Source organism: Shewanella carassii, assembly GCF_002777975.1.
GTDB classification, from domain to species: Bacteria; Pseudomonadota; Gammaproteobacteria; order Enterobacterales; family Shewanellaceae; genus Shewanella; species Shewanella carassii.
Map to the genome: position 1 here is coordinate 1 of NZ_NGVS01000020.1, position 11,952 is coordinate 11,952.

At 44.7% G+C, this 11,952-nt stretch carries 12 protein-coding genes, 1 tRNA gene and 2 pseudogenes; 7 read left to right on the forward strand and 8 right to left on the reverse strand.

Annotated elements, in window-relative coordinates; translation table 11 throughout:
* Positions 1 to 146 precede the first annotated feature (146 nt).
* A pseudogene (locus CBE72_RS10445) lies at positions 147 to 638 on the reverse strand (IS630 family transposase); the annotation flags it as partial.
* An 18-nt stretch (positions 639 to 656) separates the two neighbouring features.
* On the opposite strand from CBE72_RS10445, the pseudogene CBE72_RS10450 reads away from it, so the two are divergent.
* Together CBE72_RS10450 and CBE72_RS10455 are read left to right on the forward strand one after the other, a co-directional pair.
* A pseudogene (locus CBE72_RS10450) lies at positions 657 to 1,172 on the forward strand (integrase core domain-containing protein); the annotation flags it as partial.
* 222 nt (positions 1,173 to 1,394) lie between these two features.
* Positions 1,395 to 1,471, forward strand: a tRNA-Trp gene (locus CBE72_RS10455).
* Positions 1,472 to 1,564: 93 nt separating this feature from the next.
* Here CBE72_RS10455 and CBE72_RS10460 read toward each other — a convergent pair.
* Both CBE72_RS10460 and CBE72_RS10465 read right to left on the reverse strand, forming a co-directional pair.
* Positions 1,565 to 2,581 (reverse strand): tyrosine-type recombinase/integrase, encoded by a 1,017-nt coding sequence (locus CBE72_RS10460; protein WP_100143487.1) that lies wholly within the window; start codon positions 2,579 to 2,581, stop codon positions 1,565 to 1,567.
* On the reverse strand, positions 2,574 to 2,801 hold the full coding sequence (locus tag CBE72_RS10465) for a DUF4224 domain-containing protein (RefSeq protein WP_100143488.1): 228 nt from the start codon (positions 2,799 to 2,801) through the stop codon (positions 2,574 to 2,576). Before CBE72_RS10465 ends, CBE72_RS10460 begins: the two co-directional genes overlap by 8 nt.
* A 300-nt stretch (positions 2,802 to 3,101) precedes the next feature.
* On the opposite strand from CBE72_RS10465, the gene CBE72_RS20230 reads away from it, so the two are divergent.
* Complete coding sequence (locus tag CBE72_RS20230; protein ID WP_167387665.1) at positions 3,102 to 3,242, forward strand: hypothetical protein; 141 nt, start codon at positions 3,102 to 3,104, stop codon at positions 3,240 to 3,242.
* Between the two features lie 74 nt (positions 3,243 to 3,316).
* On the opposite strand, the gene CBE72_RS10470 is transcribed toward CBE72_RS20230, so the two are convergent.
* The 3 genes from CBE72_RS10470 to CBE72_RS10485 all read right to left on the reverse strand — a co-directional run bounded on the left by CBE72_RS10470 (position 3,317) and on the right by CBE72_RS10485 (position 6,951).
* Positions 3,317 to 3,739, reverse strand: coding sequence for a hypothetical protein (locus CBE72_RS10470; protein WP_100143489.1), 423 nt, complete (start codon positions 3,737 to 3,739; stop codon positions 3,317 to 3,319).
* A 114-nt stretch (positions 3,740 to 3,853) separates the two neighbouring features.
* The gene (locus CBE72_RS10475; RefSeq protein WP_100143490.1) at positions 3,854 to 5,965 is read right to left on the reverse strand and encodes a hypothetical protein; all 2,112 of its coding nucleotides are present in this window, start codon (positions 5,963 to 5,965) and stop codon (positions 3,854 to 3,856) included.
* A gap of 401 nt (positions 5,966 to 6,366) precedes the next feature.
* Positions 6,367 to 6,951 carry a hypothetical protein gene (locus tag CBE72_RS10485; RefSeq protein WP_100143492.1) on the reverse strand — a complete coding sequence of 195 codons (585 nt, stop codon included), beginning with the start codon at positions 6,949 to 6,951 and terminating at the stop codon, positions 6,367 to 6,369.
* Positions 6,952 to 7,362: 411 nt separating this feature from the next.
* On the opposite strand from CBE72_RS10485, the gene CBE72_RS10490 reads away from it, so the two are divergent.
* From CBE72_RS10490 to CBE72_RS10505, 4 genes are all read left to right on the forward strand, one after another.
* Positions 7,363 to 7,929 carry a hypothetical protein gene (locus CBE72_RS10490; RefSeq protein ID WP_083399813.1) on the forward strand — a complete coding sequence of 189 codons (567 nt, stop codon included), beginning with the start codon at positions 7,363 to 7,365 and terminating at the stop codon, positions 7,927 to 7,929.
* 378 nt (positions 7,930 to 8,307) lie between these two features.
* Positions 8,308 to 8,541 carry a hypothetical protein gene (locus CBE72_RS10495; protein ID WP_167387666.1) on the forward strand — a complete coding sequence of 78 codons (234 nt, stop codon included), beginning with the start codon at positions 8,308 to 8,310 and terminating at the stop codon, positions 8,539 to 8,541.
* Positions 8,538 to 9,278, forward strand: coding sequence for a helix-turn-helix domain-containing protein (locus CBE72_RS10500; RefSeq protein WP_071476493.1), 741 nt, complete (start codon positions 8,538 to 8,540; stop codon positions 9,276 to 9,278). The genes CBE72_RS10495 and CBE72_RS10500 overlap by 4 nt, the downstream gene beginning before the upstream one ends.
* On the forward strand, positions 9,278 to 9,985 hold the full coding sequence (locus CBE72_RS10505) for a replication protein P (protein WP_188726053.1): 708 nt from the start codon (positions 9,278 to 9,280) through the stop codon (positions 9,983 to 9,985). The genes CBE72_RS10500 and CBE72_RS10505 overlap by 1 nt, the downstream gene beginning before the upstream one ends.
* Before the next feature lie 190 nt (positions 9,986 to 10,175).
* On the opposite strand, the gene CBE72_RS10510 is transcribed toward CBE72_RS10505, so the two are convergent.
* Both CBE72_RS10510 and CBE72_RS10515 read right to left on the reverse strand, forming a co-directional pair.
* The gene (locus CBE72_RS10510; RefSeq protein WP_100143494.1) at positions 10,176 to 11,126 is read right to left on the reverse strand and encodes a DUF4238 domain-containing protein; all 951 of its coding nucleotides are present in this window, start codon (positions 11,124 to 11,126) and stop codon (positions 10,176 to 10,178) included.
* 110 nt (positions 11,127 to 11,236) lie between these two features.
* Positions 11,237 to 11,839, reverse strand: a complete 603-nt coding sequence (locus tag CBE72_RS10515; protein ID WP_100143495.1) for a hypothetical protein — start codon at positions 11,837 to 11,839, stop codon at positions 11,237 to 11,239.
* Between the last annotated feature and the right edge of the window lie 113 nt (positions 11,840 to 11,952).

Below are 11,952 nucleotides of genomic sequence, written 5' to 3' on the forward strand. Positions count from 1 at the left end.
AGTGAGGTACAATCCCATGTGGAGTAGGGTGAGGTTGTCGCGTTTATCAAACTCAGTTTGATGCGATAGACGAACGCGGAGAGCTTGCTAGAAGCTGGTCATCGCCAGACGCCAAATTTTATTTTCACTTTTTATACCATTCCGCATTAAATTTCAGTCACTTTTGCCCAGTCTCTGGTGCACATCTTTATCACTCGCTTTGTACTGCTGACGAAGTTGTTCCAAGCCTGACTGCAAGCATCCACAATGTTCTCATATCCTTTGAAACAGCGATTAGCGAGATGACGTTGGCGTAGCCAACTCCACACCTGTTCGATGGGGTTTAGCTCCGGGGAATAGGTGGGCAGTTTAATCAAAGTGAGATTTGAGAAAGGCATTGCCGTATCCATAGTATGCCAGCCTGTGCCATCAACGATGACCACTGCATGCCGGTCGCTCTCGGTTGCCAACGATATCAATTCAAGGTGAAGTATCATGACATCTTTGTTGACCAAGGGCGTAATCAATGCCTCCGTTTTACCGCTACTTGGGCACACAGCCCCAAACAGATACCCATAATCAAATTGCTGCTGTTTGACGACACGGGGACGGCTACTCCGTTTGACCCAAAGTCTCGTCGTTTGGTGTTGTTGGCCAAATTCATTATGCCACTACATAATCTCAAAGGCGTGGGGCGGATATACCAGCAAACTTCTGTCGATACCTACAGTAAGGTCGCCTTTGCCAAGTTCTACACCACCAAAACCCCAATCACCACTGTCTACCTGTTGAACAACAGAGTATTACCGCTTTTCGAAGCTCAGGCGCTACCGATGCTACGTATCCTCACTGACCGAGGCACCGAATACTGCGGCAAAGTTGAACAGCACGATTACCAGCTGTATCTGGCCATCAATGACATAGACCACACAAAAACCAAAGCCAGACATCCGCAAACAAACGGTATCTGCGAGCGTTTCCACAAGACTATTCTGAATGAGTTCTATCAGGTCGCGTTCCGCAAAAAGTTGTACGGCACACTGGAGGAACTGCAAAAAGACTTGGACGAATGGCTGGCGCTGTATAACAATGAACGCACCCATCAAGGCAAAATGTGCTGCGGTCGCAAACCGATGGCAACATTAATTGATGGAAAACGGATTTGGGCGGAAAAGAATTTAGCCCAAATCTAATCTGACAACGGCACTCAAAAATCGGGTAACTGTCAGATCAGGTCTGAGCTAGTACAGATAATTCGTTGTTTACAGCAACCTTACCTTACTGGTGTTGTCCCCAGAAACTCTTGGATGCCTACAATGCCATAGCTTTGCCTGAAAAAGCTGCAATCGACGAGGTTTGTACCAAAAAGTCCTTTACCTTTAGGAAGGCTTTTAGCATAATGCCCCTCGTTCCACAGGGGTGTAGTTCCAATTGGTAGAACAGCGGTCTCCAAAACCGACGGTTGCGGGTTCGAGTCCTGCCACCCCTGCCACATTCCAGACGGCCTGCATAGCGATATGCGGGCCGTTTTCCTTTGTGTTAGAAAAGTTGTTAGAAATGTCTAAGCTGCATTTTGAATAATGATTCACTTCTTAACACTGCCAATTGTTGGTACCACTTCTGTTCTTCTGTCGTAGACATTCACCTGTCCAACGGTCTTATGTCCGCTAAATTGCTGTTTGTCGTGAATGTTTCCATCAAAGTCTGATATACCTTTTGCCTTGATATCGTGGAACGTGAATGTGCGTTCAATGTCAGGATGAGTAACGGCGAGCTTATCCATTGCACGGCGCCAACTGCTGCGCAAACCATCAGAGGTTAATTTGCCACCACCAGTTTTGTTGATCACAAAGATGCTGGCTACACCTTCGTGCAATGATTTTGCTTCATTCATGAGTTTTTTCAGGCGCGGCGACCATGCTTTGATCTGCTTCTTGCCCGTTTTACCTTGCTGAATAAAGATTCCTTCATCCAGTATCTGTGACCACTTCAGTGAGAGAACATCAGCTTGACGTGCAGCACATAGATAACTGATTTCGCAAGCTAGCCTTAGACGAAGTTCGCAGCATTCAAGGAGTGCTTTGAATTCATGATCTGTGATGTAACGATCTCGTGACTTGTTTCTGAACTTCTTAATGCCTTTAGCTGGGTTGTGTTTGCAATGTCCACGTTCATAACCCCATCCGAATACCACGCTGCATGCAGATAGTTCATGGTTGGCTTGTGTACGGCTTGTATTGCCTCGTATATCCATGTAACGACGAATATGATGGGGTTTAATTGTATCAGGCTCCATCTCCCCAAATACCTTATTGAACATCGCAAGCTCACGTTCGCGGTCGCGTTGAGTGCGAGGTGCTAATTCTTTGAATGTTGCAGATGCCTGGTACTCGTCAGCCATGCGTTTGAATGTGTATTTGGTCAGTGATTTCTCAATAGCTGCCTCATATGCCGTCCAAACCTCTGCGCGTGTTGAAGATGCCGCGCATAAAGTAATTGTGCGCTTGCCGTTCTTCATAATGTAGCTTGTAGGCTTACCGCGAACCTTATGCAGGTATACGCCTTTTGGCATCCATGCATCTTCTGGTTTGCGTTTAGCCATTGCTTATTGCCTCAAAATTAGGAAGAGTGTCATTTGCTACCACTCGATGTGTAAATGGGTAGTTTACCGCCGTCCACGTTACTACAGGCTTACCGTCACTACGTAAGTGATAATGTATTCCTTGTAACTTTAGCTGCTTGATTTGGGCGCTTGCTTTCGTATAGCCGGTTAGCTCTATTAATTGTTGCTCCGTTAGCATTTCGTTTAAAATGGTCGCCATATTAGTTATCCATAATGCTTGAGCAAAGAATTATTAATCCTTTGGCTCCAATATATTTGCGACTATTTTCTCATTCATTTTTTCAAGTGATGAACTCTCAAACTGCCCAATACGGACACATTGAGCGTTATTTAGCTCACTGCTTATCCCGCTTACTGTAAAGGTACAGACTACCTATAGTGATTATTGTAAAGAAGGCAAATAATCCCAAGATTCCCCAGATCAACGGCGTCATCCGTTATCCCTCTCGTTATCTAACATCTATCGTTTATAATAGCTTAGTCTTAAAAGGAGGTCATTATGGCAAGAACGTTAGAGCAGATTCTAGAGCAGGAGAAACCAGATGTTGTTCAGCAAGCTAATGAAAAGGCAAAGGAAATTATAAAAGATATTGATGGGAAGGCTGAGGCGTCAGCCGCTAAGGAGCAATCCGACGGCTGACGATGAAGTGGATATAAAAACTTTTCTAATCTCTAGCACCCGTTTAACTTATGGCCTCACGGGCGCAAAGCCGTTTAATTATCTACACCTTTAAAAATAAAGGCGCCCTCATGTTCAAGCTGCTCCAGCTCAGTATAAAATGCATCCTCAAGGTTCAGTTCTGCCTGAGCGGTACGTTTCTTACCGTTAAAATAAGCCCAGAACGAATTGATGAAAAACTCCTTCTGCAATTTAGAAATCATAGGCTTAACGCCGTCCTGATAAATAATTGTCGGCTTTTGTGTCATCCAGTCGTGCCACTCAATCTTAACCTTACCCAGCACTTGAACAATTAGAGGCTTAACATCCTCAATAGCACTCAAAACTTCTTTATCCTCTGCGCAAGGGTGCGCTGATATAGGAAGAAGAAGGCCTTGGATTGTCTCTTGAGTTGACCAAGCTTGCTCGGAATAAAAATACTCTTTGTTTTCAAAATCAAGATGTAAATGATATGCCATGACCAATCTCCAATTTGTTTAACACAGAGCTATTTTTACTCAGAAATTAGTCATAGTTGGCACGCCAAAGTGCCCATTTTGGACAAATCGGTCACTTTTGGTACTAGAAAACTTTCACATGTGAAAGTTTTTAGCCGGTTTTAACTCAGGTTCTTCCACAACCTTGACCTTGCGTCCAGCCGGTGCATAAAACAGATACCATCCCCCAAACTCAGTGGTTTGTTCCGCTAGAACATCTCCCTTTTCAGCGTCAACGAGAGCGACTCGAATTCCATCTCGATCAAGCTGGCCTTCAACTTCTCTAATTTCAGTTAACGGTAAACGTAACCTATTTACTCCGCCTCTAATCAATCTTGTTGATTCAACTGCTTTGTAACGAGGGGACAAGTTAAAGCAGCTACCTACCTGAATGGTGTAACTTTGATAAGGTGTGAGTGAACCAATGATGGCTGGTGTTACTACTTCCCGCCCAGCGACTGTTGCTTTAATGCCTTCAACTTCTGGCTCAGATGGTTCACAGATGCCGTTAAGGTTTAAATCTTCACAGGTTGATAGCTCCAACTGAGCTTGATTTCGCTGAGGAGTTCTTGAGAATCCCGTGCGGCCAAAGCTACCACTGACTGATAAAGTAATGTTGTTACCTCCACCAGACGAATGATTGAACGAAGCTGACACAGTTGCAAATTTCCAGTTCCAAAGATCAGCACGCAAGCTTTGTTGCTGGCCTTCCCATCCATGACCAAAATTGCTCGCCGCGTAGCGGTAGGTGAGGCGCCCTAAGCTGAATCGTTTTGATATCTCTCCATTGAAACGTTCTATATCTCTAATACCATTAATATCTTTACTTTCGTGCTCATAAGACGCCAAAACTTGCCAACCCGCCTCCATGCTAGCAAGCATCCGCCCTCCAAAGATGTTGGATCTGACACCATTGGTTAAACGATTCGAATAGTATGGAGATAAAGAAATTGATGTATTCAGTGTCTCAAGGCGCGTGCTGTGATACGTGCGTAGCGTCGTTTCCTGAGTTTCATAGCCGCCGTGCGTGCGGGAAGAATACTGAATAGTTGGTTGGAACAGAGAGCGTGATGAAACACTAACAGAGCGTAAGTGATAGTTGTCTAAATCACTTAATTTCCCAAAGATCGCAAGATTGTTATCCTGCCAAGAACCGCTCAGAGCGTATCCACTACTGCCATACCAAGCAGGCTCAAATGAAAAGTCATCTCTTGAATATAAAGCGGAAAAATACTGTCTTTCCTGCTCATCCTGACCAGCGAAAAGTGACAATTCATTGGTCATCCCGTAGCTCAAGCGTCCAATTAACTTGCTTTCATCAGTGGTTGGAGATTTGCCTACAGCTACTTGATAGTTTAGGCCTCCTACTGGCGCAAGCCGCCCCGAAATGGCTCTCTCGATTGTTTTAGTGTCTGTTCTGCCGTCAGGTAAAACCGCATAGAATTTATATTGATTATTAATGTAATTCAGCTCGATTTTGTAAGAGAACGGCTCGCTATCCAGAACCAGAGATTGTAAATAGGTTCCGTCACGGTAAACATCTACCCGTGTTCCAACAGGCCAATAAAGCTCAATTTGGTCATTAGAAAATGATCCAGTGGCAAGACTACTTTCATTCGTGAGTGAGAAACCATCTAGCCCGTAACGCTGAACACGACCGACTTCAATGTCTTTGACGTTGCTGTTCTCCTCGTCGTGCCACTGGCTGGAGAAATATGATTCTTGCTCTCCTAACCCTGCTCTAACATCAACATCGAGATTTGCGACGCGACCTGTTCCCGTGATGTTACCTGCAATATCACCTTTGCTTTGATAGGTGAGAAAGTAGTCAAAGGATTTTACATCCAGATTGGATACATTTGGCTCAATTGTAACCTCTGGTTTGACCTTTCTGGCTTTGGCTACGTTGTTACGTGGGTAAAAGTAGATGGTTTGTTCTGACCAAACAATTTTGGCATGACCAAGGTTGTTTAGCCTTTCCAAGGGAAGTTGCTCTTTTGTGTTTACACCAGCAGCATGCCATAGCCCTGGCTCAGCAATGGCGCTATCTACTTCACGAGAAACAAGGTATTCCCCCTTGTTTTGTCCGTTCACGACAAACTTCATCAGGTAGTCATCCGCACGAGTTGGTGAAGCTGTGAGTGTGAAAGCAGCGGCCAATAAGACAGTGGGCACAAAAACTTTCACATGTGAAAGTTTTTTCTTCATCGAGACACCTCCCTAACCGGGAGTCTCAGCGTGATTCTTGAGTGAACGCCTTGTTTTTCTTCGTTTTGTACGGCATAGGAAAATGCCATCCAGCTATCGTACGGCAGTTCCCCCACCTGCCGGACTTTTATCACCTGCCGCTCACCAGGTAGTAGCCTAGCCCGGCGAGGGAAAACCTGAAGGCCCTCAGGTGGTGTAATGCGAACAACTATCGGATTGTCCTGCAAGTTGGAGACTGGAATCTCGACAGTGGAAGCTAGCGAAATCTGGATTTCATGCTGGCGCAACTGAAGGGCTTGAGCCGGGACGGCCAGCACTGTGATCAGGAAAAAAGGAATAAGGAATCTCATGGAACCTCCAAAATGCTAGGGACTGACTTTGGCCAGTCCCTACACGGGTGATTACTGGTAGTCGATTTGCAGATCGACCGTTCCAGAGAAGATCCCTTCCTCCCAGGCACTGAGCTGCATGAATCCGCTGCTTGCTGTTGCCGGCTGGCGGTATGACCAGGCGATATAGAGCTCACCGGCGGCAGAAGTAGTTGCCGCAAGCGGTGCCGCGTTCACTCCGACACTTGTGGCGGTTTGTGAAATCGCATCCGTGCAATCCACATTTGAGGTGCGCAGATCAATCTTGGGCGTTCCACTGAAACTTAAAGTTGCTCCACCCGGCGCTGTGGGATTTGACAGGTTAGTGATGGTAATCCCGATCGATTTATCCATATCTCCTGTCACTTTTAAGCAGCCGGGCTGTACTGTGTCCTCCGGATTTTGCGCCAAATAAGTCGCCCAACTTTTTAAAGAGAACCCGCCTGTTGGGGCGGCTCCTGGCAGGCGTTCCAAGGTCATTGTGTATGGTTGAATCTCAACAACAGAGAGAGCTGGCGGGGTTGCCGAAATTTGAGCGGTCCCGGTTCCTGTACCTGCATAAGCGGCGGATGAAAGAGTAATAAATGCAGCGAGGGCGGCGTACTTAAATGATTTCATTTCTAGAATCTCCATGTGAATATAAAATGCGTTTTTCGCATGGGGAATTTTGAAGGTGATTACCTGATATTTTGGTACGCAAAATTGCCCTTTTTGGACAAAATGGAAAAAGGTTTAGGGTTATCGTAATTACGGTATTATCGTAATTATGATAATTACAGTAATTGAAATTTGTTCTGACGTGACAAACTTAACTGAATGAAATAATTGACCAATTTTGGTTTTGGAGTTGTTGACAACTCCCTCCGTCTTGCTATTATTTAGATAGGTAGCTGGCCTTTAAACAGCATATTGTTTTAGCTGAGTTCAACTCAGCCCATTCAAATAGCCTATTCACAATTTGTGATTAGGACATCAGGAAGGCATGGGGTCTTTACCTGTTCATCGTTTAACACTTTGAGCGGGGGCTTTATGCAATCCAACATCTTAAAACCATTACCATTTTTACCAACTCGACATCATCTCAATCGGTGGGCGGTTGGCTATTATCTTGTAAAAGAAGGGTTTTCTACTTCCATTGTTATGGAAGAAACATCTTTTACTTATAAGCAAATAAGAAAAATAAGAGAAGATTTAGCCATCAAAGAACATCGCCGAGCGAATTATGGGCAGGATATTATGTCAAAGTCGGATTGGGTGAATTATTCATCTGCAATACAAATCTACTGTGAATTGCGTGAGAAATTAACTCATTTAGAATCAGTCCTTGAAGCATATTCATGGCTGAAAAGTAAAAATGATTTTGATATTTCAGGTTTTTATAAAGCCTGTACGGAAATAAGTGCCGGAGAAGCTTTTTTTGCTGAATGTGTACATTGCCAGAGTGAAGTTTTTAGTGGGCCTGGATTGAGAGATAAAGTTGTCAGTAAATGCTGTCCTACTTGTGGAAAGAGTAATTGGGAGCATCCAAAAGCAGATCACCGTCTTGGACATATTGTTACCCGCCCTAAATCTGGTGACCAACAACCGTTGTTTTGAGGAGATTTGTTATGTACACGCAAATTACAAAAATTGAAATGGTAATTGCTGGCTTAGTAATCGCAAGTTTGTTCGGAGTGGACATAATTCGAATCGCCAGCAAGATATTTACCTCCATATTAATAGTAAGTTTTTAAACTGGTGAGGTAGCTGGCCTCCCTAAACAAACAGCAGATTAATTGATTTGGTAAGCAAAAACTTTCACATGTGAAAGTTCCAATGCGAGTTCTGGGCTAAGTCCTGAGCGGCCTTGCAGGTTCCGGCCTGCCCGGTTAAAGCGTATCGCCATAACCCCCCGTTACTCAGGCGCGAATGGGGCGGAGCGCTATCAACAGCCGCGATCGCAGTGCCTCAACTTTTTATTCGTTGAGGTTTGTTATGAACGTACAAATTCACCCTTCTTATTTCCGCAAAATAGTTTCGTCGGAACCATTTTCATTGATGCTCGATGTGGCGGCTGCAAGTGGCTATTCTTCTCATCGTGCTTATGTGTGCTTATCCATTGCTCGTGCAACAAAACTGTCCACCGCATGTGTAAATGCAGCCGTTGACGAGGAAATTAATCGTCGCTCAATTGTGCATTCTGCTCGTGTCGCTGGAGGTGCGGTATGAGTATCATCCGCAGGGCCCAAGGGCAGGAATTCACAGTCCTTCCGAACGGAACCATCCGCGATACACGCCTCTCACTCGACGCCTTGGGGCTGTTAGTGAAACTGATTTCACGTCCGCCCAATTGGGAAGTTCGCCCATATCAGCTGCAACAGGAGTGCTCGATTGGACGAGACAAGCTTCGCCGCCTGCTCGCTGAACTGGAAAATACAGGCTATCTAGTACGAATCAAATCGAGGCGATCTAATGGCACATGGGACTGGGTGTCCGAGGTGCACCAGGAGGCTCAAACAACCAAGAACGGAAATTCAGGGCATGGTGTAACCATGGACGGGTTTTCCGTCGATGGATCAGCCGTCAATGGTTCATCCGTCGCCGGTAAACACGGCGATATAAAAAAGACAGAGATAAAAAAAACAGAATCACAAAAAATAGACACAAGAGAGAGCTCTCCCGTACCAAAACTTAATCGTCGCGATTTAGTTATAACCGATGAAATGAGAAATTGGGCAGCATCAGTGACGCCGCTCGTCAATATTGAATGGGAAAGTCAGATTTTTGTTGACCATCCCAGTGGTCAGTCCCAACAGTTTAATTCCAAGGAGGCTCTTGTAGGCGCATGGCGCACATGGATGATGCGCGGCCAAAAGTATGCTGAACGTCAAATCCAAACCGAAAAGAGTCACTACTCTTTGACAGATGACCTCAACGATACGAGCTGGGCGCAAGGAGGCTGGTAATGGCAGCAAGAAACATCGCCGAGATCATTTCCTTGGATAGTCATGCCAGAACCGTGAAGTTTGGGCAAAATGAGGAGATTGTTAAACGTCCTCGCAAAGAACATCAGCCACATCCTGACCGCCTCCAGGAGGCGGCAGGCATCATCAACAAACTTTTCGCTGAACTCCAAGCTTGTTTCCCTGCATGGAAGCATAGCTTTCCAGGTCAGCATGACATTGCCGCCGCGAAACGATCATGGGCACGAGGATTGGTAGAAGCTGGTATCAGTTCTGAACAACAGCTCCAGTGGGGACTAAGGAAGGCTCGACGATCAGAATCCCCGTTTTGGCCGAGTGTTGGTCAGTTCATCAAGTGGTGCCAGCCAGATCCGGCGGAATTCGGTTTGCCTAAACCTGAAGCCGCCTTCCGGGAAGCGTCGCGAAATTCGCATCCGGCATCGGTTGACTGCAAATGGACGCATCCGGCTGTATACGTCGCCGCGAGGGAGACAGGAAAGTTCGAGCTTGCCAATCTTCCTTGCGATAAAACCTGGCCGCTTTTCCAGCGAGCGTACTCTATCACTGTTCGCCGAGTCTTGGAGGGGGAGGACCTCAGCGGCGAAATTCCGAAAGCCCTACCCCAAAAACGGGAACCGCGTTCGGTCGATCCAAAGGTAGCGCAGCAGCACATCGAGCGGTTGAAAAAGATGTTGAAGGGCGGCCAGTAAGCCGTCCTTAAATGAAAATGGACAAAAGCGTGTTAGATCCCCAACACTAATTTTTGAGTTTCGGATTAAAATTTCTATGGGTTTAACGCCGCATTAAGGTGTGAGCAACGCTATCACAACACTCAACCATGCAACCGTAAACACAAAACCCAACGATGGAACGAAAAATGCCAAGCGTTGGGAATCACTCTTAAATGCTTTGTTTGGCTTGAAGCAGAAGGTTATTACCAGGCTCAATCTTGCCCTCATTTGACAAGAAATTGAAATTTGACTTAGATGAGATTACTCGTTGATACGAATTATCGATTATCTTTCGATTAAGAATTGCTACCAACTCTCTACTTGCAATTCTAGTTTCATCTTTGATATCGAATTCACCTACAAGAGCCAGATTTTTCGTTACAGGAAAATAAACCATTGTATCTCTTAGCCCAAAACCAGGAGACACAAAACCCGGTACTTTTTTGGGTTCAGTCCAAGTCAAGCTTACCGGGTTATCAGTGGTTATGAACTCGCCAGCATCTTCACCTGCTTTGAGTAAGACCCAGTTTCTAAAATGTAGTAGCTCTGTTATATGTTGCATACCGATGAGCTCCATATGAATTTGATGCTCCCTCGTCACTTCGACATTATATTCTTTGCTATCGAAGAACTCTTTCATTTCTTCATATGTCTTACCTTGGGATATATCTTCACCAGTTTCTTCAAGAATCCGAGCTATCTGAGCCTCCCAACGTTCTTTAGTGTCAAGTGACATAGCCATAATACGTTTAGCTATCTCTATTTGAGGCTCTGCTATATGCTTCCTCATTTCTGGAGACTTAATTGCTAACATACCAATAAGCTCTAAAATTAGGTTTTTCGTATCACCAGAAAAGTCTAATGTCTTTTCAATACGTTTAAGAGCAGTAGCTACTTTCCCTTCAAATTCTGATTGCTGCTTTTCAACAATTTCTGGGTCTATGCCTGGAATATCTACTCTATTAAAGTCACGCATTCCTCCAACATTTCTAGGCTTAGTTTCGAATTTTTTCATTGTTTTTAAGTCAAAAACTGTGAGCTTCGAGTCTTTGGCGTTTCCTTTAGTAAAACCTTTCAAGTAACACTGGGATAAATAATGATGATGTCTAGATGTACTCATTTACAACTCCTCAAAGCACAAATTTGACGATTAGAGCCTAAATCCCACATAAAAGGCGGAGCGTCAGCGACGTCCAGCGCAACGAAGTGGAGCGGTCTTTGATGTGCTTGTTATGCATTGATTGAAACATATACGCCATATACTACATCCAGTCTATCTAACTCTTGACCCATTTCTGTAAAAACGAGATGCTCCTTGCAGATACCACTGACACTTGATAAGTGTTCGTTAGCACTCCGAATCTGAGGCAAGTCGAGAAAAGCTAAAAATTTTGGACACTTTTCAGGGTTTATTGATGCTTTTCGCTTGCCTTTTAGCATGCCGTTAACATCCTTTTCTATTCCGGCTCTTTGAGCTGAACCATATACCAAACCATTATTAATTGGGATGTTGCACTTAACTTCACCTACAAAGGATACCGGATAACCGAGCCATACATCATAGCCGTTTGAATTAGGCTTAGCCTCGAGAACTATACGCTCTAGCTCTGCTTTGGCTGAGCTATCAAGGTTGTAATGTTGCGACAACCAGTCGGCAAAAGACAGTGTGACTTTTAGCGTCAAAATATTATTTATATCAGACAGCGCTGATTTAAGAGAAATAAACCCTTCGGCATCTAGCTGTGAGTAGTAATCTTTGTTCGGGAGTCCAAAAGTTTCAGATAAAAATGTATTTAAGCGATGACTAAGATCAGCCTCTCGATCATATTCCATTTAGCAACACTCTCTTATGCATAACGCCTGAATCTAGGGAATCCCCAGATAATTCCCTTTTTATTCAATTTAGTAGACACGCATGGTGTTGATTGATCTAATTGATTTCGCCA

What these genes read in the sequence shown, in the direction of transcription:
- CBE72_RS10460 (WP_100143487.1), bottom strand. Translation starts at nt 2,581, where the DNA reads ATGGCTAAACGCAAACCAGAAGATGCATGGATGCCAAAAGGCGTATAC.
- CBE72_RS10465 (WP_100143488.1), bottom strand. Translation starts at nt 2,801, where the DNA reads ATGGCGACCATTTTAAACGAAATGCTAACGGAGCAACAATTAATAGAG.
- CBE72_RS20230 (WP_167387665.1), top strand. Translation starts at nt 3,102, where the DNA reads ATGGCAAGAACGTTAGAGCAGATTCTAGAGCAGGAGAAACCAGATGTT.
- CBE72_RS10470 (WP_100143489.1), bottom strand. Translation starts at nt 3,739, where the DNA reads ATGGCATATCATTTACATCTTGATTTTGAAAACAAAGAGTATTTTTAT.
- CBE72_RS10475 (WP_100143490.1), bottom strand. Translation starts at nt 5,965, where the DNA reads ATGAAGAAAAAACTTTCACATGTGAAAGTTTTTGTGCCCACTGTCTTA.
- CBE72_RS10485 (WP_100143492.1), bottom strand. Translation starts at nt 6,951, where the DNA reads ATGAAATCATTTAAGTACGCCGCCCTCGCTGCATTTATTACTCTTTCA.
- CBE72_RS10490 (WP_083399813.1), top strand. Translation starts at nt 7,363, where the DNA reads ATGCAATCCAACATCTTAAAACCATTACCATTTTTACCAACTCGACAT.
- CBE72_RS10495 (WP_167387666.1), top strand. Translation starts at nt 8,308, where the DNA reads ATGAACGTACAAATTCACCCTTCTTATTTCCGCAAAATAGTTTCGTCG.
- CBE72_RS10500 (WP_071476493.1), top strand. Translation starts at nt 8,538, where the DNA reads ATGAGTATCATCCGCAGGGCCCAAGGGCAGGAATTCACAGTCCTTCCG.
- CBE72_RS10505 (WP_188726053.1), top strand. Translation starts at nt 9,278, where the DNA reads ATGGCAGCAAGAAACATCGCCGAGATCATTTCCTTGGATAGTCATGCC.
- CBE72_RS10510 (WP_100143494.1), bottom strand. Translation starts at nt 11,126, where the DNA reads ATGAGTACATCTAGACATCATCATTATTTATCCCAGTGTTACTTGAAA.
- CBE72_RS10515 (WP_100143495.1), bottom strand. Translation starts at nt 11,839, where the DNA reads ATGGAATATGATCGAGAGGCTGATCTTAGTCATCGCTTAAATACATTT.